14 protein-coding genes are annotated in these 20,805 nt (G+C 65.8%); 5 read left to right on the forward strand and 9 right to left on the reverse strand.

The window, feature by feature from the left end; all coding sequences use genetic code 11:
• Positions 1-33: 33 nt before the first annotated feature.
• Positions 34-2,934 carry a valine--tRNA ligase gene (locus ACEN8U_RS19350; protein WP_310106945.1) on the reverse strand — a complete coding sequence of 967 codons (2,901 nt, stop codon included), beginning with the start codon at positions 2,932-2,934 and terminating at the stop codon, positions 34-36.
• Between the two features lie 126 nt (positions 2,935-3,060).
• Between ACEN8U_RS19350 and ACEN8U_RS19355 the strand changes: the two genes are divergently transcribed.
• Complete coding sequence (locus ACEN8U_RS19355) at positions 3,061-5,424, forward strand: UvrD-helicase domain-containing protein (RefSeq protein WP_015003316.1); 2,364 nt, start codon at positions 3,061-3,063, stop codon at positions 5,422-5,424.
• Positions 5,421-6,371 carry a 5'-methylthioadenosine/adenosylhomocysteine nucleosidase gene (locus ACEN8U_RS19360; protein WP_015003315.1) on the forward strand — a complete coding sequence of 317 codons (951 nt, stop codon included), beginning with the start codon at positions 5,421-5,423 and terminating at the stop codon, positions 6,369-6,371. The genes ACEN8U_RS19355 and ACEN8U_RS19360 overlap by 4 nt, the downstream gene beginning before the upstream one ends.
• Here ACEN8U_RS19360 and ACEN8U_RS19365 read toward each other — a convergent pair.
• Together ACEN8U_RS19365 and ACEN8U_RS19370 are read right to left on the reverse strand one after the other, a co-directional pair.
• The gene (locus tag ACEN8U_RS19365; protein ID WP_041746331.1) at positions 6,368-8,260 is read right to left on the reverse strand and encodes a propionate--CoA ligase; all 1,893 of its coding nucleotides are present in this window, start codon (positions 8,258-8,260) and stop codon (positions 6,368-6,370) included. The two genes, ACEN8U_RS19360 and ACEN8U_RS19365, sit on opposite strands and share 4 nt — an antisense overlap.
• Positions 8,261-8,553: 293 nt before the next feature.
• Complete coding sequence (locus tag ACEN8U_RS19370) at positions 8,554-9,843, reverse strand: MFS transporter (RefSeq protein WP_015003313.1); 1,290 nt, start codon at positions 9,841-9,843, stop codon at positions 8,554-8,556.
• A 418-nt stretch (positions 9,844-10,261) separates the two neighbouring features.
• Here ACEN8U_RS19370 and ACEN8U_RS19375 point away from each other — a divergent pair, with 418 nt between their 5' ends.
• Positions 10,262-11,938 carry a methyl-accepting chemotaxis protein gene (locus ACEN8U_RS19375; protein ID WP_041745596.1) on the forward strand — a complete coding sequence of 559 codons (1,677 nt, stop codon included), beginning with the start codon at positions 10,262-10,264 and terminating at the stop codon, positions 11,936-11,938.
• 100 nt (positions 11,939-12,038) lie between these two features.
• On the opposite strand, the gene ACEN8U_RS19380 is transcribed toward ACEN8U_RS19375, so the two are convergent.
• The 4 genes from ACEN8U_RS19380 to ACEN8U_RS19395 are packed head-to-tail and all read right to left on the reverse strand — an operon-like array spanning position 12,039 to position 16,857.
• The gene (locus ACEN8U_RS19380; protein ID WP_013589059.1) at positions 12,039-12,899 is read right to left on the reverse strand and encodes an HlyD family secretion protein; all 861 of its coding nucleotides are present in this window, start codon (positions 12,897-12,899) and stop codon (positions 12,039-12,041) included.
• 13 nt (positions 12,900-12,912) lie between these two features.
• Positions 12,913-13,113 carry a DUF1656 domain-containing protein gene (locus ACEN8U_RS19385; RefSeq protein ID WP_041745594.1) on the reverse strand — a complete coding sequence of 67 codons (201 nt, stop codon included), beginning with the start codon at positions 13,111-13,113 and terminating at the stop codon, positions 12,913-12,915.
• Positions 13,103-15,313: an FUSC family protein gene (locus tag ACEN8U_RS19390; RefSeq protein ID WP_015003311.1), complete on the reverse strand. Its 2,211-nt coding sequence runs from the start codon at positions 15,311-15,313 to the stop codon at positions 13,103-13,105. The genes ACEN8U_RS19385 and ACEN8U_RS19390 overlap by 11 nt, the downstream gene beginning before the upstream one ends.
• 11 nt (positions 15,314-15,324) lie before the next feature.
• Positions 15,325-16,857, reverse strand: coding sequence for an efflux transporter outer membrane subunit (locus ACEN8U_RS19395; protein ID WP_041745592.1), 1,533 nt, complete (start codon positions 16,855-16,857; stop codon positions 15,325-15,327).
• A 168-nt stretch (positions 16,858-17,025) separates the two neighbouring features.
• On the opposite strand from ACEN8U_RS19395, the gene ACEN8U_RS19400 reads away from it, so the two are divergent.
• Together ACEN8U_RS19400 and ACEN8U_RS19405 are read left to right on the forward strand one after the other, a co-directional pair.
• Positions 17,026-17,964, forward strand: a complete 939-nt coding sequence (locus tag ACEN8U_RS19400; RefSeq protein ID WP_015003309.1) for a LysR family transcriptional regulator — start codon at positions 17,026-17,028, stop codon at positions 17,962-17,964.
• Between the two features lie 294 nt (positions 17,965-18,258).
• A complete protein-coding gene (locus tag ACEN8U_RS19405; protein ID WP_167330877.1) occupies positions 18,259-18,417 on the forward strand; it encodes a hypothetical protein in 159 nt (52 codons plus the stop codon).
• Between the two features lie 61 nt (positions 18,418-18,478).
• Here ACEN8U_RS19405 and ACEN8U_RS19410 read toward each other — a convergent pair whose 3' ends face one another.
• Positions 18,479-19,297: a metallophosphoesterase gene (locus tag ACEN8U_RS19410; protein WP_015003307.1), complete on the reverse strand. Its 819-nt coding sequence runs from the start codon at positions 19,295-19,297 to the stop codon at positions 18,479-18,481.
• 48 nt (positions 19,298-19,345) lie between these two features.
• Positions 19,346-20,764 carry an FAD-binding oxidoreductase gene (locus tag ACEN8U_RS19415; protein ID WP_015003306.1) on the reverse strand — a complete coding sequence of 473 codons (1,419 nt, stop codon included), beginning with the start codon at positions 20,762-20,764 and terminating at the stop codon, positions 19,346-19,348.
• Positions 20,765-20,805: the final 41 nt, after the last annotated feature.

The following is a 20,805-nucleotide window of genomic DNA, read 5'->3' on the forward strand; positions in this document are numbered from 1 at the left end:
GCGCCCGCCGCGCGGGCGGGCGTGGAGCGTCGATCAGGCCGGCAAGCGCGCGAGTTGCGCTTTCAGCTTGCCGACAGTCGCTTCGAAATCCGCCAGCCGTTTCTGCTCCTGCTCGACGACTGCGGGCGGTGCCTTGGCGACGAAACTCTCGTTCTGCAGTTTGCCATTGCACTTGACGATTTCCGTGCTCAACCGCGCAATTTCTTTCGATAAACGCTCGCGTTCCAGCGCGACGTCGATCTCCACCTTCAGCACGAGCTTGTCACTTCCTACGATAGCAATTGGCGCGCCATCTGCCTGCGCGTCGAGCGTTGCTTCGTCGGCGATGATCTGCACTTCCGACAGACGGGCCAATGCCTGGGCGTACGGAGCAAAAGTCGCGAGACGCTCCGCGTTGCCGGTGGCGAGCAACGGCACCTTCACTGCCGGCGACAGATTCATTTCGCCGCGCAGATTCCGGCACGCATCGATCATGGCCTTCAGGTCGGCCGCCCATTGCTCTGCTGCTTCGTCGATCTTCGACAGGTCGGCAACGGGGTACGGCTGCACCATGATGGACGCTTCGCCCTCGGCTTTGTCCGCGGGATAACGCCCGGCCAACGGTGCAACTTTCTGCCACAGCGCCTCGGTAATGAACGGAATCACCGGATGCGCGAGGCGCAACACCGTCTCGAGCACGCGCAGCAGGGTGCGCCGCGTGGCGCGCTGCTGGTTCGGCTGACCCGTCTGGATCTGCACCTTGGCGAGTTCGAGATACCAGTCACAGTATTCGTCCCACACGAACTTGTATAGGGCGTTGGCCACATTGTCGAAGCGATAGTCGGCAAAGCCCTTGGCGACCTCCGCTTCCACGCGCTGCAGGAGGGACACGATCCAGCGGTCCGCCGACGAGAAATGCAGATGGCCGTCCGGCCCGCATTCGCCGCACTGTGCCGGTTGACCGAAGCCGCAGTCGTGGCCTTCGCAGTTCATCAGCACGAAGCGGGTGGCGTTCCACAGCTTGTTGCAGAAGTTGCGGTAACCCTCGCAGCGCGCCAGATCGAAGTTGACGTTGCGCCCGAGCGTCGCCATGGACGCCATCGTGAAGCGAAGCGCGTCCGTGCCGAAGGCCGGAATGCCGTCCGGAAACTCCTTGCGGGTTTTCTTTTCGATCGACGCCGCCTGCTTCGGATTCATGAGGCCGGTGGTGCGTTTGGCGACGAGCGCGTCGAGCCCGATGCCGTCGACGATATCGATCGGGTCGAGCGTATTGCCCTTGCTCTTCGACATTTTCTGGCCTTCGGCGTCGCGCACGAGACCGTGCACGTACACCGTGTGAAACGGCACCTTGCCGGTGAAGTGCGTGGTCATCATGACCATGCGCGCGACCCAGAAGAAGATGATGTCGAAGCCCGTGACCAGCACCGACGACGGCAAAAAGTGTTTCAGTTCCTGCGTTTCGTTCGGCCAGCCGAGCGACGAGAAAGGCACGAGCGCCGACGAGAACCACGTGTCGAGCACGTCTTCGTCGCGCTTGAGCGGGCCGGTGTAGCCGGCTTCGGCCGCTTTTTCCCGCGCGCCTTCCTCGGTCTTCGCGACGAAAATTTCGCCGTTTTCGCCATACCACGCGGGAATCTGGTGGCCCCACCACAGCTGGCGCGAGATGCACCAGTCCTGAATGTTTTCGAGCCACTGGTAATACGTGGTCGTCCAGTTTTCCGGCACGAATTTGATTTCGCCGCTGCGAACCACGTCGAGCGCGGTTTCGGCAATCGATTTGCCCGGATTGAAGGTGCCGAATGTCGCATCCGGCGCCGGCTTGCTCATCGCGACGAACCATTGGTCGGTGAGCATCGGCTCGATTACGACGCCGGTGCGGTCGCCGCGCGGCACCATCAGCTTGTGCGGTTTGACCGATTCCAGCGCGCCGAGCGCTTCGAGATCGGCGACCACCTGTTTGCGGGCTTCGAAACGGTCGAGGCCGCGGTATTTTTCCGGCGCGTTCGCGTTGATCTTCGCGTCGAGCGTGAGAATTTCGATTTGCGGCAGCTTGTGGCGCAGGCCGACCTGGTAGTCGTTGAAGTCATGCGCGGGCGTGACCTTGACGACGCCCGTGCCGAATTCGCGGTCCACGTAATCGTCGGCGATGATCGGCACTTCGCGGTTGGACAGCGGCAGCGTGACGGTCTTGCCGATCAGGTGCGCGTAGCGCTCGTCTTCCGGATGGACCATCACGGCCGTGTCGCCGAGCATGGTTTCGGGGCGCGTGGTCGCGACGGTCAGGTGGCCGGAGCCGTCGGTGAGCGGGTACCGGATATGCCACAGGTGGCCGTTTTCCTCCTCGCTGACGACTTCGAGGTCGGACACCGCGGTGAGCAGCACCGGGTCCCAGTTGACGAGGCGCTTGCCGCGATAGATGAGGCCCTGCTCATAGAGGCGTACGAACACGTCGCGCACCGCGGCCGACATCTTGTCGTCCATCGTGAAGTATTCGCGCGACCAGTCGATGGAGGCGCCGAGACGCCGCACCTGATTGGTGATGGTCGAGCCGGATTCCTGCTTCCATTCCCAGACGCGTTCGACGAACTTCTCGCGGCCGAGATCGTGGCGCGACACGCCCTTGGCGTCCAGCTGCCGTTCGACGACGATCTGCGTGGCGATGCCCGCGTGGTCCGTGCCCGGCACCCACAGCGTGTTTTCGCCGAGCATGCGGTGATAGCGGGCAAGGCCGTCCATGATGGTCTGATTGAACGCGTGGCCCATATGCAGCGTGCCCGTGACGTTCGGCGGCGGCAACTGGATCGAGAAATCCTTTTTTCTGCCGTCGAAAACGGGCGCCGCGTAGGCGCGCTTTTCCCATTCGGGGCCCCAGTGAGCTTCAATGGTGTGCGGCTCGAAGCTCTTGGCAAGAGTGGAAGAGGTATCGCGCTGGGTGTCGCTCGGGGTCTCGCTCATGTGTCGATCGGCTGGTAAATGCGGAGAATGTTCGATTATAAGGGGCGCCGGGGGCGCGGGCAGGCAAAAAAACCGCATCCCCGCCGGGGCATATAATGACGAACACCCCGCCGTCCCTCCGAAAAAATGCCCGACCTGCTAGCCAATCTCAACCCCGAACAACACGCCGCCGTCACGCTCCCCAACGAGCCCGCGCTGATTCTCGCCGGCGCGGGCAGCGGCAAAACCCGCGTACTCATTACACGCATCGCGTGGCTCATCCAGCATGGCCTTGCGTCGCCGGCCACCATTCTGGCCGTGACCTTCACCAACAAGGCCGCGCGCGAAATGATGTCGCGCCTTTCGGCGCTGTTGCCCATCGACACGCGCGGCATGTGGATCGGCACTTTCCACGGCCTGTGCAACCGCATGCTGCGCGCGCATCATCGCGACGCCGGTCTGCCCGCCACGTTCCAGATTCTCGACACCGCGGATCAACTTTCCGCGATCAAGCGTCTGATGAAGGGCCTGAACATCGACGACGAAAAGTACCCGGCCAAAAACCTCCAGTACTTCATCAACAACGCGAAGGAACAGGGCCTGCGGCCGAAAGACGTCGACGCCACCGACAATTTCAACCGCAAATTCGTCGAACTGTACGAAGCCTACGACCAGCAGTGCCAGCGCGAAGGCGTCGTCGATTTCCCCGAGCTGCTGCTGCGCTGCTATGAACTGCTCGCGCATAATCCGCCGTTGCGCGCGCACTATCAGGCGCGCTTCAGGCACATTCTCGTCGACGAGTTTCAGGACACCAACAAGCTGCAATACGCGTGGCTGAAGCTGCTCGCGGGTCAGACGAACGCGATTTTCGCGGTCGGCGACGACGACCAGTCCATTTACGCGTTCCGCGGCGCGAATGTCGGCAACATGCGCGACTTCGAGCACGAGTTCAATGTCCGCCATCTGATCAAGCTCGAACAGAATTACCGTTCGCACGGCCATATTCTGGATGCCGCCAACCAGCTGATCGCGAACAATTCGCGGCGTCTCGGCAAGAATCTGCGCACGGACGCAGGCCACGGCGAGCCGGTGCGCGTCTACGAATCCGCCACGGACACGCAGGAAGCCGGCTGGATCGTCGAAGAAATCAAGGCGCTCATCAGCACCGGCACCTCGCGCAGCGAAATCGCGGTGCTCTATCGCAGCAACGCGCAGTCGCGCACCATCGAGCACACGCTCGTGAATGCGGGCATTGCGTACCGCGTGTATGGCGGTTTGCGCTTTTTCGAGCGTCAGGAAGTGAAGCACGCGCTCGCCTATCTGCGCCTGATCGACAATCCGAACGACGACACCGCGTTCGCGCGCGTCGTCAATTTTCCGACGCGGGGCATCGGCGCGCGCTCCATTGAGCAACTTGCCGACGCCGCGCGGCTCTACAACTGCTCGATGGCCGCGGCGATTCCGTATGTCGCCGGCAAGGCGGGGTCGAGCCTGTCGGCGTTTGCCAACCTGATCGGCAAGATGCGCGCGGAAACGCAGCAGATGAGCTTGCCGGAAACCGTCGAATACGTGGTGCGCGCAAGCGGCCTCGCCGATTTTTATCAGAACGAGCGCGAAGGCCAGGACCGGCTGGAGAACTTGCAGGAACTGGTCAATGCAGCGGCTGCGTTCGTCAGCGAAGAGGGCTACGGCATGGACACGCCCGCGCGCTCCATTCCGCTGCGCCCCGGCGCGACCGCCGCGCCGGAACTGGCCGTCGCCACCGACGACCCCAACACCGTCGTGCTGGACGCGCCTGGCATCGCGGACCCGGCGCAAAACCCGGACACCATGACGCCGCTTGCCGGCTTCCTGTCGCACGCGTCGCTCGAAGCGGGCGACAACCAGGCGCAAGCCGGCCAGGAAGCCGTCCAGTTGATGACGGTGCACGCGGCCAAGGGTCTGGAATTCACGGCTGTGTTCATCACGGGCCTCGAAGAGGGGCTCTTCCCGCACGAGAACAGCGCGATGGAGTCGGACGGGCTCGAAGAAGAGCGCCGTCTCATGTATGTGGCCATTACGCGCGCGAAGGAACGGCTGTACCTGTCGTTCGCGCAAAGCCGGATGCTGCACGGCCAGACGCGCTACAACATCCGCTCGCGTTTCTTCGACGAATTGCCGCAGGAAACGCTCAAGTGGCTCACGCCGAAGGTCGAGGCGGGCGCGCGCTGGGGCGGCCGATCGGACAACGCGGGCTACGGGCGCGACTGGTTCGCGCGGCCCGACCGTCAGCAGGGCTACGGCGGCGGGACTTCGGCGCCGGCGGCGCCATTGCCGGCTTTCGCCAACGAGCAGCGCGCGGCGCAAACCGGTTTCCGCGTCGGCCAGCAGGTGTTCCACACCAGGTTTGGCGAGGGCACGATCACTGCGCTCGAAGGCGGCGGCACCGATGCCAAGGCGCAGGTCAAATTCAAGCGCCACGGCGAGAAATGGCTCGCGCTCGCGGTCGCCAAATTGCAGGCGGTCGAATGAGCGCGAATGCAGATTCGGCGGCAAGTGTGGTGGCAAATGCTGCGGCGAGTTCAGTGGCAGATTCGGCGGCAAATTCAGTGGCAAGCGCGGCGGCCGCGGTCGGGCCCAACACGGCGGGCAACGCGGGTGCGGCCGGCGTCGGAAGCGAGGAGCGCGCTGCGCACGGCAGCGGCGCGAGCGTTCCCGAGAGACCGTTCGGCATTCTCGCGGCCCTGCCGCAGGAGCTCGGCGACCTGATCGAAGCAATGCGCGCGGAGTCCGGCGTGCGCACCGTCACGCATGGCCGGCGCGATTATCACGTCGGCACCGTGCACCGCGCGCCGTGCGTCGTCACGCTTGCGCGCGTGGGCAAGGTCGCGGCGGCGGCCACGGTCAGCGCGCTGATTCATGCCTTCGACGTCGAGGCGGTGGTGTTTACCGGCGTCGCGGGCGGTGTCGGCGAGCAGGTCCGGGTCGGCGACATCGTCGTGGCGAATGCGCTCTTGCAACACGACCTCGACGCGTCGCCGCTCTTTCCGCGCTTCGAAGTGCCGTTGCTCGGCATGTCGCGTTTTGCAGCGGACGCGGCGCTCGCTGCGCAACTTGCCCAAGCCTGCGAGCGGTTCGTCGCGGAAGAGGGCGCGGCCTCGGCGGCACGGTTCGGCACGCGCGAGCCGCAGGTGCATTGCGGTCTGATCATCAGCGGCGATCAGTTCGTGGCGAGCTCGGCGGGCGTAGAGGCGCTGCGCGAAGCCTTGCCCGATGCGCTCGCCGTCGAGATGGAAGGCGCGGCGATCGCCCAGGTCTGTCACGAGTACGGCGTGCCGTGCGCGGTGGTGCGTACCATCTCCGATACCGCCGACGACCACGCGCCGGCTTCGTTCGTTTCGTTTTTGACGGAGATCGCGGCGGCGTATTCGAACGCGATTCTCACGCGTTTTCTTCAGGCACGCAGCGGCGGTCGCTAGGCCTGCAAGCCCTCGCGCACCTGCTGCAACGCCGAGGCATCCTCGATGGTCGGCAGATCGCCCGGCTCGCGTCCCTCCGCGAGCGCCGCGATGGCCCGGCGCAGCAGCTTGCCGGAGCGCGTCTTCGGCAGCATTGAGACGATCACCACGCGCGAGGGCCGCGCAATCGCGCCGAGCTGGCGGTCGACCGTCGTCATGAGATCGTCTTGCAGCTTCGTGCGCGTGTTCCCCTCCGCGTAGGCCTGCGCGTCGCGCAACACCACGAAGGCCATCGCCGCCTGACCCTTCAGCGAGTCGGTCACGCCCACCACGGCGACTTCCGCCACGGCCGGGTGGCTGGAGAGCGCCTCCTCGATCTCGCGTGTGCCGAGCCGGTGACCCGCGACGTTGATCACATCGTCCGTGCGCCCGAGGATCGTCACGTAGCCGTCTTCGTCCTGAATGCCCCAGTCGAACGTGGAATACACCTGGTGGTTCGGAATGCTCGACCAGTAGGTGCTGACAAAGCGCTGGTCGTCGCCCCATACCGTGGACATGCAACCCGGCGGCAGCGGGTAGTTCAGCGTCAGAACGCCTTTCTCGCCGGGCGGGCACGGGTCGCCCGTCAGCTCGTTGCGCAAGGTCAGAGCGAAACCGGCCGAGGGCACGCCCGGCGAACCGAGCTTGGTCGGCAGCGCTTCGACGCCGCGCGGAATCGCGAGCATCGGCCAGCCGGTTTCGGTCTGCCAGTAATTGTCGATCACCGGTTTGCCGAGCGCGCCGGCGATCCACGAGGCGGTCGGCTCGTCGAGCGGCTCGCCGGCCAGAAACAGCGTGCGCAGGCTCGACAGGTCGGCTTTCTTCAGCAGCGCCGGGTCCTGCTTTTTCAGCACGCGCAGCGCGGTCGGCGCGGTGAACATCAGGTTGATCCGATGCTGTTCGACAAGGCGCCACCAGATGCCGCCGTCGGGGCGGATCGGCGTGCCTTCGTACATGACGGTGGTGAGCCCCGCGAGCAACGGCGCATAGACGATGTAGCTATGGCCGACCACCCAGCCGACATCCGACGCGGTGAACATCGTGTCGCCGGCCTTGCCCTCGAAGATGTACTCCATCGACGCGGCGAGCGCGACCGCGTAGCCGCCCACATCGCGCTGCACGCCCTTGGGCTTGCCGGTCGTGCCGGAGGTGTAGAGCACGTAGGAGGGTTCGTTCGACTCGAGCCATTCGCACGGCACATGGGCGTCGAAGAACTGCTCGCGCAGCGGCTCGTAGTCGACCAGATAGCTGGCGTTCAGGCGCTCCGGCGCGAGCTGCCGGTCGATCAGCAGCACGCGCGGCGTCTTGTGGCTCGCGCGCGCGAGCGCTTCGTCGACGAGCGGCGTGTAGTCGATCACCTTGCCGCCGCGCGCGCCGGCGTCGGCGGTCACGATCAGCACCGGCTTCGCGTCGTCGATGCGCGCGGCCAGGTTCGGCGCCGCGAACCCGCCGAACACGACCGAGTGAATCGCGCCGAGGCGCGCGCACGCGAGCATCGCGAAAAGCGCTTCGGGGATCATCGGCAGATAGATGAGCACCACGGCGCCGCGCTTCACGCCCAGCGAGCGCATGACGGCGGCCATCCGGTTGACCTCGGCGTGCAGTTCGGCGTAGGTGTAGCGCCGCTCGATGCCCGTTTCGGTCGACACATACACGAGCGCGTTTTGCTGCGCGCGCTCGGCCAGATGCCGGTCCACCGCGTTATGGCACAGGTTCGTGCGCCCGCCGACAAACCAGCGCGCGAACGGCGGATTCGAGCGGTCGAGCACTGTCTCGAACGGCGTTTCCCAATGGATGCGCCGCGCCTCGTCGCGCCAGAACGCCTCTGGGTTGTCGATCGAACGGCGGTGGAAGTCGCGGTAGCGGGTCATCGGCGGCGATCCTTCGGGTGCGGGTGAGCAAACGTGGAAGACGCGGCGCACCGCGGCCGCGGATGGCGGCGGCGCGAGCCATGTCAAGGAAGCATAGAGTACGCGCCGCGTGGCGGACAACGCGGGTTCACCATGAGCGGCGCGGGCCGAGCGGCCCGCGAGGGCGGACGGGGCCGCCGCAAAGCGCATTGCCCCGCGAAAGCGGACGGACCGCCGCCGCCCGCCAGTGCGCCAGTGCGCCAAAAGAAAAAGGCGCCGCAGCGCCTTTTTCTCATGCCTTCAGGACGAACCGCTTAGGCCTTGGCGCGCTTGCCTTCCACGTCGGGAAGGAACACCGTCAGCACGCCGAGCAGCGGCAGGAACGAGCAGACCTTGTAGACATACGCGACGCTGGTCGCGTCGGCGAGTTCGCCGAGCACCGCCGCGCCGATACCGCCGAGCCCGAACGCGAAGCCGAAAAAGAGCCCCGCGACCATGCCGACCTTGCCCGGAATCAGCTCCTGCGCATAGACGAGAATCGCCGAGAAGGCCGAAGCCAGCACCACGCCGATAATCACCGTCAACACGCCCGTCCAGAACAGGTTGGCGTAGGGCAGCAGCAGCGTGAACGGCGCGACGCCGAGAATCGACACCCAGATCACATATTTGCGGCCGATCCTGTCGCCCACCGGACCGCCGATCACCGTGCCCGCGGCCACGGCGGCGAGGAACACGAACAGATGTACCTGCGCCGCCTGCACCGGCAGATGGAATTTGTCGATCAGATAGAACGTGAAATAGCTGTTAATGCTCGCGAGGTAAAAGTACTTCGAAAACACCAGCAGGATCAGCACGCCCATCGCGAACATGACCTGGTTGCGCGACAGCGTCGCGTGAACGGTCTGGCTGCGCGCCTTCTTCATCGACGGATGCTGCTTGTACCAGCGGCCGATCTGCGTGAGCACGACCATCGCGACGAGCGCCGCCACCGAGAACCACGCGATGCTGCGCTGGCCGTGCGGAATCACGATCAGCGCGGCGAGCAGCGGCCCGAGCGACGATCCCGCATTGCCGCCCACCTGGAACAGCGACTGCGCAAGTCCGTGGCGGCCGCCGGACGCCATGCGTGCAACGCGCGACGACTCCGGATGAAACACCGACGACCCGCAGCCGACCAGCGCCGCGGCCACCAGCAGCACGCCGAAATTCGGCGCCATCGACATCAGCAGCAGCCCGGCGAGCGTAAAGCCCATGCCGACGGGCAGCGAGTACGGCTTCGGATGCCTGTCGGTGTAAATGCCGACGAGCGGCTGCAGCAGCGAAGCGGTGATCTGATATGTCAGCGTGATCAGGCCGATCTGTCCGAACGACAACGAGAAGTTGTCTTTCAGCATCGGGTAAATGGCCAGGATCAACGACTGGATCATGTCGTTGAGCAAATGGGAAAAGCTGATCGCGCCGAGCACGGAGTACACCGTGCGCTGCACTGTGGCGGCCGGTTGCGCGCCCGAGGGTGAGGCAGCCGAAGCGGCGGCGGCAGGCGCGGTACTGCCGGGACGGGCTGACGCGCTGGCAAGTGCGCGTTTATCGAGGCTGGTTTCCATACGTTTTTTAGAAGAGAGAGGACGGGGCAATCCCTGGCTGGCGGCGCGTCGCCGTGCTGACCGGCGTCGTTGCGGCATAACGACGCGGCGTCGCGTGTGCTCAGCTATTCGTCGAAGTGTAATGTGGCTCGGCTGAATTGTAAGGACAAGTTTTGTCGCGAATCGGACATGGGTCGCGCGGCCCGGCGGTGCGTCCCAATAAATAAGTCAGACGGATTTTTGGCCATGTATAAAACGGGCGCGGCGCGCGCTCACAAAGCGGCGTGCCGAGGACCGGGTGATACACGATCGTCGGTACGGGCAAAACCGGGGCAAACCACACTAAAGATCGCGGACGCCGATGCCGTAGACCCGGAAGGAAAAGAAGCAATGCCGGAATTGACCTTTGCGGCAGGTTCTAAACGTGGGGACGGGGAATATGAAAGCAGTTTCGCTGGGCAGCCGGAAAAGCGCGGGGTTCGTTCCGGACGCAGAAGCGGCGGGGAGGTTGCCGTCGCGGGGAAAAGGTAGCCGTGCGCGGGTCGCGCGGCTCAAGGGCCTGTCCGTCAAGGCCATGTTGCGCCTCGCTTTTGCGGTGCTGCTGGTCGGGACGCTTGTCATCGGCGTGTTTTCGCTCACGCAGATCAGCCGCCTGAACGCCTCCGCGCAATCCATCTACGACCAGGGGCACGTCGCGAGCCGCGCCGCCGAGGAAGCCCGCGGACACATGCTGCGCGCGAGCCGCGCGCAAAAAATGCTGTTGACCGCGACCACCGCGAAGGAGCGCGACGAACTGGGCGCCGACATCGACAAGGGCTTGAACGGCCTTGCCGCCGAGCTGGGCACGCTGCAGCAGTACGTCGACAAATCGAACGCGAAAGCCGTCGAGAATCAGAAGAAGTTTGCCGCCGCCGTCACCACATGGAGCACCCATCTGCGGGACTTCGTCACGCTCGTGAAAGCGCAGCCGCTCGACCTGTCGCAAATGAACTGGCAGGTCGGCACGCAGGACGTATCGCTGCTGGTCGAAACCGGCAAGCTCGAAAAACTCGTCGACGAACTCGTCGCGGAGCGCGGCACGGCGGCGAAGGCGACCATCGACGCCTCCGGCTTCATTTACCACTCGTCGTTCGTGATGCTGGCGGTGATGACGATCGGGCTGATCGTGCTCGCGGCCGCCATCAGCGAGTGGGTGGTGCGGCGCCTCGCGCGCCAGCTGGGCGGCGAGCCGGCCTACGCGAAGGAAATCGCGAGCCGGATCGCGGCGGGCGATCTGTCGAATCACATCACGCTGGGGCGTAAGGACAAGTCGAGCGTGCTGTACGCGCTTTCCGATATGCAAAGCGGTCTCGCGACCACGGTGTCGGACATTGCGTCGAGTGCGGACGCGATCGCGACAGCATCGAGCGAAATTTCAATGGGCAACGCCGATCTTTCGCAGCGCACCGAGCAGCAGGCGATGGCGCTCGAGCGCACCGCGACCAGCATGGAGCAGTTGACCTCGACGGTCCGCCAGAACGCGGACAACGCGAAGCAGGCGAGCACGCTTGCCAACAACGCGTCGGAGATCGCGGAGAAGGGCGGCGAGGTGGTGAGCCGCGTCGTCGCGACGATGAACGAGATCAACGAGAGCGCGCGCAGCATCGGCGACATCATCGGCGTGATCGAGGGAATCGCGTTTCAGACCAACATTCTGGCGCTGAATGCGGCGGTCGAGGCGGCGCGGGCCGGCGAGGAAGGCCGCGGCTTTTCGGTCGTCGCCGCGGAAGTGCGCAACCTCGCGCAACGCAGCGCCGCCGCCGCGAAGGAGATCAAGGGGCTGATCAGCACGTCGGTGGAGCGCGTGAGCAACGGTTCGACCCTCGCGCAGGACGCCGGCCAGACCATGGACGAAGTGGTCAAGGCGGTGAAGCGGGTGACCGACATCATGGGCGAGATTTCGGCGGCTTCGTCGGAGCAGAGCGCGGGCATCGAGGAGATCAATCTGGCCGTCGCGCAGATGGATTCGGGCACGCAGCAGAACGCGGCGCTTGTCGAGCAGGCGACCGCCGCGGCGAGATCGCTCGACGATCAGGCTCATGGCCTCAAGCAGATGGTGGGCAAGTTCCGGCTATAAAGACGGTGCGGCAGGCGCGCGGCCTGCCGCTATCTCGAGCGTGCGCGCGGCCCGCTCCAGGCCGCTCACGGCCCGCCCACGGCCCGTTCACGGCCTTCCCTCAGCTCTCCTTGACGACCACGGTGCAGGTAATGCCCGCCGCCAGCATGACCCCGTCGGGCACCGAGTCGATCTTCACGCGCACCGGCACACGCTGCGCGAGGCGGACCCAGTTGAACGTCGGATTGACGTCGGCGAGCAGTTCGCGGCTTTGCGGATTGTCGCGGTCGTAAATGCCGCGCGAGATGCTTTCCACGTGGCCTTGCAGCGTGCCGCCGCTCATCAGGCGCACTTCGGCCTTGTCGCCGATACGCACGTGCGGCAGCTTGGTTTCCTCAAAGTAGCCGTACACCCAGAACGAGTGACTGTCGACAATGGCGAGCTTCGCCGCGCCGGCCGTCGCGTAGTCGCCGCGAAACACGTTCAGGTTGGTCACGTAGCCGTCCACGGGTGAGACGACGCGCGTGCGCGCGAGATTCAGCTTCGCGGCGTCGAGCGCGGCGAGCGCCTGCTGATAGGCCGCCTCGGCAGCCGACGCCGTGTGCGCCGCATTCTCCTGGCTTTCTTTCGACACCACGAGCGAATCCATGTCCGCGCGCCGCCGCGCGTCGTCGCGCTTCATCTGCAGCTCGGCCTTGCGCGCGGCCACCGCGGCCTGCGCCTGCTCGACGGCGATCTCGTAGTGCGACGGATCGATCTGCATCAGCAGGTCGCCTTTCTTCACCAGTTGATTGTCTTTGACCGGCAGATCGACCACGGCGCCCGAGACGTCCGGCGCAACGTTCACTATTTCGGCGCGCACGCGCGCGTCGCGCGTCCACGGTTCGTCCATGTAATGGACCCACAGCATGCGTCCCAACACGATCGCGACGATAAAAATAACGGCTGTCGCAACGAAGCCAATAAGATTTCGGATAGTCATGTTTCGACTCTGATCAACGATAAACGGCAAGTCCCAGCAGGCCGCACACACACACGAGCAGGCTGGCCCGGAAAAGCGACGGATGCCACACCACGCGATAGACGCCCGTATAGGCGATCACGCGATCCAGCACCCAGGTGAGCGCGGCGCCCACGACGAACAGCAGCACGATGGTGGGCACGTAGGCGTCGAAAACGGCAATGTCACGCGGCATGAGCCACTCCTTCAGATGCGTCGGCCCGCGCAGCCGTCAACGGCGCGAGCGGCGACTGCGGATCGAGCAACGCGGTACGGATGAAATGCAGCTGACTCAGAACGCGCTGCAGTTGATGGCGCTCCTCGCGCGGCGGTGCGAATGCCACAAGCAGGGACTGCACGGCACTGATCGCGTCGACGGTCGCGGCGAGCGCGCGGTCGAGGCGCTCCGCACGCGGCCGCTCGAAGAGCGCGCTCAGCGCATCGCACATGGCGCGCAGCGACACGCGCCACGCCATCGTGTTCGCATAGCGCGCCTCGGCGGGCAGCGTCGCGACTTCGCGGCGCAGGTCGATCACCGCGTTGCCCACTTCGAGCACGGAGAAGAGCCAGCGCAAGGTGTCGCGCCGCGCCGCCGGATCGTCCTGCGCGAGAGCGTCGATCTGGAACATCAGATCGCGCGCGCCGCTTTCGAACCGCGAACGCACGCGGGCGAGATGCGCCCGGCTCGCGAGCACGACCTGACGGCGCAGGTCGGCGAGCAGCCGGTTGCGCAGCCACGGCGTGGACGGCGGCAGCAGCACGGCAAACGCGACGGAGGACACCAGCATGGACAGCACGAGCGCCATGGCGTCGTTGATAAAGCTGCTCGGATCGTAGTGGACCACGTTGTCCGGGCCGGCCAGGAAGCAGAAGAAAATGCAATAGCCGACGCCGTAGCCGGCCAGCGCAGGCCGCGTCGTCATGAACACGCCGAGCAGCAGGAACGGCGCGAGCGTGGCGCACAACAGCGGAAATCCGTCGATGCGCGGGAACACGCCGTAGACCGCGAGCAGGCCCATCGCCGAGGCGGCGAGCGTGCCGCCGGCCATCTGGAACACGGTGCGTTTCGGATCCGGCGACGACGATGCCAGCGCGCACACCGCCGCCGCGTTCAGCGTGAGCGTCGAGCCGCTCGGCCACGCGGTGGCGATCCAGAACGCGCCGAGCACCATCATCACGAGCGCCGCGCGCAGACCGGCGACGCCGGCCGCGATGGCGTTCGTCTTCGGCTCGTAGCGCTCGACCCAGCGCTCGCGCTCATGCGTGTCCACGGCCAGCGACGCATACGTGGCCGCGTAGGCATGCAGGTCGTCGATAAAGCGGTACAGCAGTTCCGCGCCCGTATCGAAGTCGAGCAGCGGCGCATCGGGATGTACCTCGAGCGCGGCGCGTGTGGCGCGCACGCGGCGCGGCAGCTCGGCCTTGTAAGCGTCGAGCTGGGCGGCGGCGTGCGCGGCGTCGGCGGCGCTCAGCACCGGTTCGCCGGACTTCGCGAGCAAGGGCGCGATTTCCCTGAAGTAAGGTTCGAGCGCGTCGATGGCGATCGCCGCGCCGTGCGTGCCGGCCTCGCGCAAGCGGTTCATCAACTGATGCAGCGCGTGAAAGCGCGTCGACGCGGTCATGAACTCGCTGTTCAGGCGCGCGAGGCGGCCGCCGCGCATCCGCGAATCCGGGCCTTCGAACACCGCGACGCTGCGCGCCGCCTCGAAGCCGACGATGTCCGCGACGAAGCGCGCATTGGTCGCCTCGATCTGCGCGCGGTCGTTGCGGCCGGCCAGCGACGCCGACACGTAGTCGACAAACGCGGAGAAACGCGCGCGCACGGCGCCGCGCATCTGCAGGCCGGCGAACTGCGGAAATACGAGGCCGCTCACGGCGCCCGCGCAGACGATGCCGAGCACGACCTCCGCGACGCGCGTGAGCGCGGCGAGAAACGCGCCGTCCGGATGCTGCGAGGCAGGAATGCCGATCAACGCGGCGGTGTAGCCGGCCAGCACGAAGCCGTAAGACCTGAAGTTGCGGTTGCGCGCGGCGCCGGCGGTGCAGATGCCGACCCAGATCGCCGTGGTCGCGATGAACAGCTCCGGCTGCTGCGCGAACAGCCCGATCAACGCGAGCATCACGACGAGACCGACAAGCGTGCCGCAGATCCGGTAGAAGCTCTTCGCGAACACCATGCCGCTTTGCGGCTGCATCACGATGAAGACGGTGGTCATGGCGGTGCGCGGCTGCGGCAGGTCGAGTTTCATCGCGATGCCGAGCGCGAGAAAGCACGCAGCAAGCGCCTTGAAAAGGTAGATCCACGTGAGGCCGTCGGTGCGCGCCCAGTCGGAGGCGGCGCTGTACCAGGCGGCGAACGACGTGGGGCGCGAGGCGCGGGCAGAGGTTGTCGACATGACGGGCTTCCTCACTCGGCTGCGGACGTGGCGGCTGCGGCGGTGTTTTTCTGCTCGCCCTTGCCGTGCCCCGGCAGCGTCGCGCTGGCCACCGGGCCGTTGGCGGGATCGTCGAGGCCGCCGCCCAGAGCCGTGACCAGCGACGCATGCGCGCCGAGGCGCTCCGCCTGAACCTTCGCGACGCCTTCCTGCGCGCGCAGCAACTGGTTCTGCGCGATCAGTACGTTCACATAATCTGTCAGACCTCGGCGATAACCCTCGCGCGACAGTTCGTAGTTCTTACGCGCGGCGGCCTCGGACCGTCGTGCGTCCTCTGCCTGCGTGTCGAGCGAGCGGATGCGGATGACCTGGTCCGAAATGTCCTTGAGGGCGCCGACGATCGTCTGGTTGTAGTGCTCCACCGCCTCGTCGTAACCGGCCGATGCCGCGCCGAGCTCCGAGCGCAGGCGGCCGCCGTCGAGAATCGGCAGCGACAGCGCCGGCCCGGCGCTCCAGCTATGCGACGGATTCTTCAGGAACTGGAAGAGCGGCCCCATCGCCGCATAGCCGCCAATCGACGCGAGCAGGTCGATGTCCGGATAAAACCCGGCCTTCGCGACGTCGATGCCGCGTGCCTGCGCCGCCACGGTCCAGCGCGCGGCGACCACGTCCGGCCGATGGCCGATCAGCTCCGCAGGCAGCGCGCTCGGCAGGCCGGCGGGCGCGGCGAGCGAGAGCACCGGCCGCTGGATCGTCTCGCCCGCGCCTGGGCCTTTGCCCGCGAGCGCCGCGAGCTGGTTGCGCCCGAGCGCGATTTTTTCCTCGAGAGCGTCGATTTCGCGCTCGTATTCCGGCAGCGGCGTCTGTGCCTGGCTCACTTCCAGTTGCGTGCCGATGCCGCCTTTCAGGCGCCGGCTGGCCAGGTCGGCGATTTGCTGCTGTTGCTGCAAGGTTGCGCGGGCGATGTCGAGCAGCGCGTAATCGAGCGACATCTGGATGTAGGTCCGCACCACGTTCGCCTGCAGTTCGAGTTGCGCGGCGCGGGCATCGGCGGCGCGCGCGTGCGCCGCGTCGAGGGCGCGCTCGGCGGCGTTGCGGTCCTTGCCCCACAGGTCGAGGTGATACGACAGCGCGAGCGTGCCGGTGTTGTTCCACGATTGCTCGCCCGCGAGCGGTCCCGGGCCGTAGTACAGGTTGTCGGCCCATTGCTGGCGCTTGATCGACAGTTCGCCGTTCACTTGCGGTGCGAGCGCGGAACGCGCGACGCCCGCCATCGACATGGCTTCGCGCACGCGCGCCTGGGCGGCTGCGAGGCTCGGATTGCCGGCCTGCGCGGCTTCGATCCAGGCGTCGAGTTGCGGATCGCGATAGGCTCGCCACCAGTCGGCGGCGGGCCAGCGGGCGTCGGCATCCGCCGCGCGGATCGCGCTGCCCGCATCGAGCGACGCGGGGTCGGTGCGGGTCGCTTGCGGGGCGACGCCTCCGGTACTTGCACAGCCGGCAATTGTTAATAGGATCGCAAGAACCGGGGCTGCGGTGATCCTTTTCGACACCGGAGACTGCACGATTTCCTCCAGAACTGACTATAGAAGCGATCGGCCAATTATATTTTTGGACGGATTGGGGAATAACCGGTAAAGATGCAAGGGATTTTTACGAAACGCGTGATAATCGGTTTTGCGGATCGTGTAACAATCGGCAGGGTTCGGACTGGATAGTTGCAAAGGAAAGGTATGGATACGCTTCAGAACATGCGCGTATTTGTCCGCGTCGTCGAAGCGGGCAGTTTCACCGGTGCCGCGCAGCACCTCAATACGACGACCGCCTACGCGTCGCGGGCGGTGTCCGATCTTGAAGCGCATCTGCGCACGCGCCTTCTGAACCGCACCACGCGCCGCATCGCGCTGACCGAAGCGGGCGAGCGCTATCTGCAGCGCTGCGAGCAGATTCTCGCCTATGTCGATCAGGCGGAAGCCGAGGCCAGCGACGCGCATGCGCGTCCGTCCGGCAAGCTGAAGGTCCACGCCATGACGAGCTTCGGCCAGCATTACGTCGTGCCGGCCGTGGGCCGCTATCAGGAGCGTTACCCGGAAGTGCACGTGGAGCTCACGCTCGCGCAGCGCATGCCCGATCTCCTCGACGAGGGTTTCGACGTGTCCCTCACGCTCGCCACCGGCCTGCCCGATTCGGGGCTCGTGTCACAGCGCCTCGGCAGCGCGTTCAGCGTGGCGTGCGCGTCGCCGGCTTATCTGGAAAAGCACGGGGTGCCGCACACGCCCGCCGACCTGGAGCACCACAGCTGCCTGCAAATGGTTACGCCGGTGTTTCCGCCGGACAAATGGACGTTCGACGGCCCGAACGGCGAGGAAACCATCACGCTCGGCCCGGCCACCTTCCAGGTGAACGTCGCGGAGGCCATGGCCGTCGCGGTGGCGAGCGGCATGGGCGTCGGCCTGATTCCGATCTACTCGGCGATCAGCGGCCTGCGCAAGGGCGAATTGGTGCGGCTCTTGCCCGACTACACGTCGCAGGAAATGAATCTGTATGCGCTGTATCCGTCGCGCCAGTATCTGGACGCCAAGATCCGCACGTGGATCGAGCATCTGCGCGACGAGCTGCCGACGACGCTCGCGGTCGACCAAGCCGAGTTGCGGGAGTTTGCGAGGACCTAGGCGGCGCGCGGCCTGACCGCCAGTTGACTGCCGGCCGTCGCAGTCCTCTCGGTGCGTTGGCCCGCTCGGCCTGTTGGCCTGTTGGCCGGTTGGGCATCAGCGGCGGCGTTTTGCCGTGCCGCCGGTTACATCGGCGCCGCGCCGCAACATTTCCTTACTTCCGCGCCCGGCTCGATTTGCTACCGTGTCGTTCATGCGCTGCGTGCTCAACCGGCGCTTCTGTTTCCGCCGCCACCGCGCCGCCACCGCGTCGCCACCGTTTAGCAATCGCACTCACCGAAGGACGAGGATTTCATGGATACGCATCTGATGATCGGCGTGGCCGTCATGTTTGGACTGATCGGCATTGCCGCATCGCGCGACCTGCTGCGCCGCGTGCGCGAGCAGCAGCCGCAACTTGCGCCGATCAAGGTCGAGCGTCCTGAAAACGGCAAGCAGCGGGACCGTCAGTAGGCTTTTCACCAGTCGAGTGTGTGGGCGGTGCTTGCCTGAAGCGCTGACAGAGAGCGCCGCGCTAGATTTCGACGACCTTGTCCCACGCAAAAAGCGGATTTTCCCACTGCCCGCTGCGGCGATCGAAATAGCCGCGCGGATTGCAGACCACGCGCGTGCCGTTCACCGTGTAGTCGAACGACGTATGCGTGTGTCCATGAATCCACAGCGCGACGGGCGCACGCACGAGCTCGGGCAGGTGGTTGACGAAGCCCGCCGACACGCGGTCGTCTGCGTAACGCTCAGCCAGACTCAAACGATGCGGCGCGTGATGTGTGACCACGATCGTCTGGCCGGCAAACGGCTTCGCGAGCTCGTTCTCGAGCCAGGCACGCGCCTGGCGATGCAGCGCGAGCGCGTCGCCGGGTGCGAAGTCGCGCGCTTCGTCGCGTGCGCAGTTTTTCACACCGTGCGGCCAGTTCATCTGAATGAGGCCGCGAAAGTCCAGCATGGCGCGCCGCGCCGCCTCGATCGATTCGGCGAGCGCCGCGTGGTCCGCGCCGAATAGCGCGAAATCCGTCCACAATGTCGTGCCGAGCACGCGCCAGCGGCCCTGCGGATCGATAAGCGCGGCGTTGTTCAGCACGTGCACGTTCTCGACCTGCGAGGCCGCGTCGTGCAACGCGGCCTCCAGCGCGCCGAACTCGCCGTCGTAGTATTCGTGATTGCCCGGCACGTAGACGACAGGCGCGGCGCCGTCGAAGGTTTGCGCGGCCCAGCGCGGACCTGCCGCGTGGTTGTGGATGTCCCCGGCGAGCACGATCAGATCCGCCTGCGCATGCGGAATCAGTTCCGGCTCGTCGTTCTCCAGATGCAGATCGGACAGCACACGAATTTTCACGAATACGGCTCCTTGCAGCGCTGAATATCGATCCGTCGCCTCACGCTCTCAGCGTAGCACTTTGCCCGGGTTCATCAGGTTGAGCGGGTCGAGTGCATGTTTGAGCGTGCGCATCAACTGGACCTCGACGTCCTGCTTGTAGTGCATCGCCTCGTCGATCTTCAGCTGACCGAGCCCGTGTTCCGCGCTGATGCTGCCGCGATGCCGATGCACGCTGTCGTACACGATCTGGTTAATCGGGCTCTGGTACTGCGCGAGGAACGCCTTTGCGTCGACACCTTCGGGCGCCTGCACGTTGTAATGCAGGTTGCCGTCGCCGAGATGGCCGAACGTCACCATGCGCGAGCCGGGCGCGGCCTGTGCAACAGCGGCGTCCGTCTCCTCGATGAAGTGGCCGATGCGCGAAATCGGCACCGCAATGTCGTGCTTGATGTTCAGGCCTTCCTCAGCCTGCGCAAGCGGGATATGTTCGCGCAGATTCCAGAACGCCCGCGACTGCGCGAGACTTTCGGCGACCACGGCGTCCTGCACCACGCCGTCTTCAAGCGCCTTTTCCATCAGACGCTCGAAGAGTGCTCGCGCGTGGTCCTCGCTCTCGCTGTCGGACAATTCGAGCAGCACGATTTGCGCGTGCGGTTCGGCGAACGGATAGCGCATCTGCTCGAAGTGCCGGCCCACGAGCCGCAGGCAAAAGTCCGACATCAGTTCGAAGCCGGTCAGAAGCGGCCCGGCGATGCTTTGTGTAAGAGACAAAAAATCCAGCGCCGCATGCGGCGAGGCGAGCGCGGCAAGCGCCGTGACGCGCGCCGCGGGCTGCGGATGCAGCTTCAACACCGCGGCGGTGATGATGCCGAGCGTGCCTTCGGCGCCGATGAACAGGTCGCGCAGATCGTAGCCGGTGTTGTCCTTGCGCAGCCCGCGCAGGCCGTCCCACAGTTCACCTTGCGGCGTGACGACTTCGAGGCCGAGGCACAGCTCGCGCGTGTTGCCGTAGCGCAGCACGCCGGTGCCGCCCGCGTTGGTCGCGAGATTGCCGCCGATCGTGCAACTGCCTTCCGCCGCGAGGCTCAATGGGAAGAGGCGCCCGGCTTCATCCGCGCGCTGCTGCACTTCGGCGAGGATCACGCCGGCTTCGACCGTGATCGTGTTGTTGTGCGGGTCGATGTCGCGCACCCGGTTGAGCCGCCGCAAGCTGACGACCGCCTGCGCGCCGCTCGCGTCCGGTGTGGCGCCGCCGGCGAGACCTGTGTTGCCGCCTTGCGGCACGAGAGGCACGCCGTGTTCGACGGCGAGCCGCACGAGCGCCGCGACCTCGGCGGACGAGGCAGGGCACAACACCGCGCAGGCCGCGCCGGTGTAGCGGCGGCGCCAGTCGGTCAGATAGGGCGCCGTGTCGTGCGCGTCGGTCAACACATGGGCGACGCCGATGGCGTCGCGGCAGGCTGCGAGAAAAGCGGTTTGGGTCATGTCGGTGGGTGAGCGGGGTTCGGGCGGGGAAGCGAGGTGGA

The sequence above is a fragment of the Paraburkholderia phenoliruptrix genome (genome assembly GCF_047325075.1).
GTDB classification, from domain to species: Bacteria; Pseudomonadota; Gammaproteobacteria; order Burkholderiales; family Burkholderiaceae; genus Paraburkholderia; species Paraburkholderia phenoliruptrix.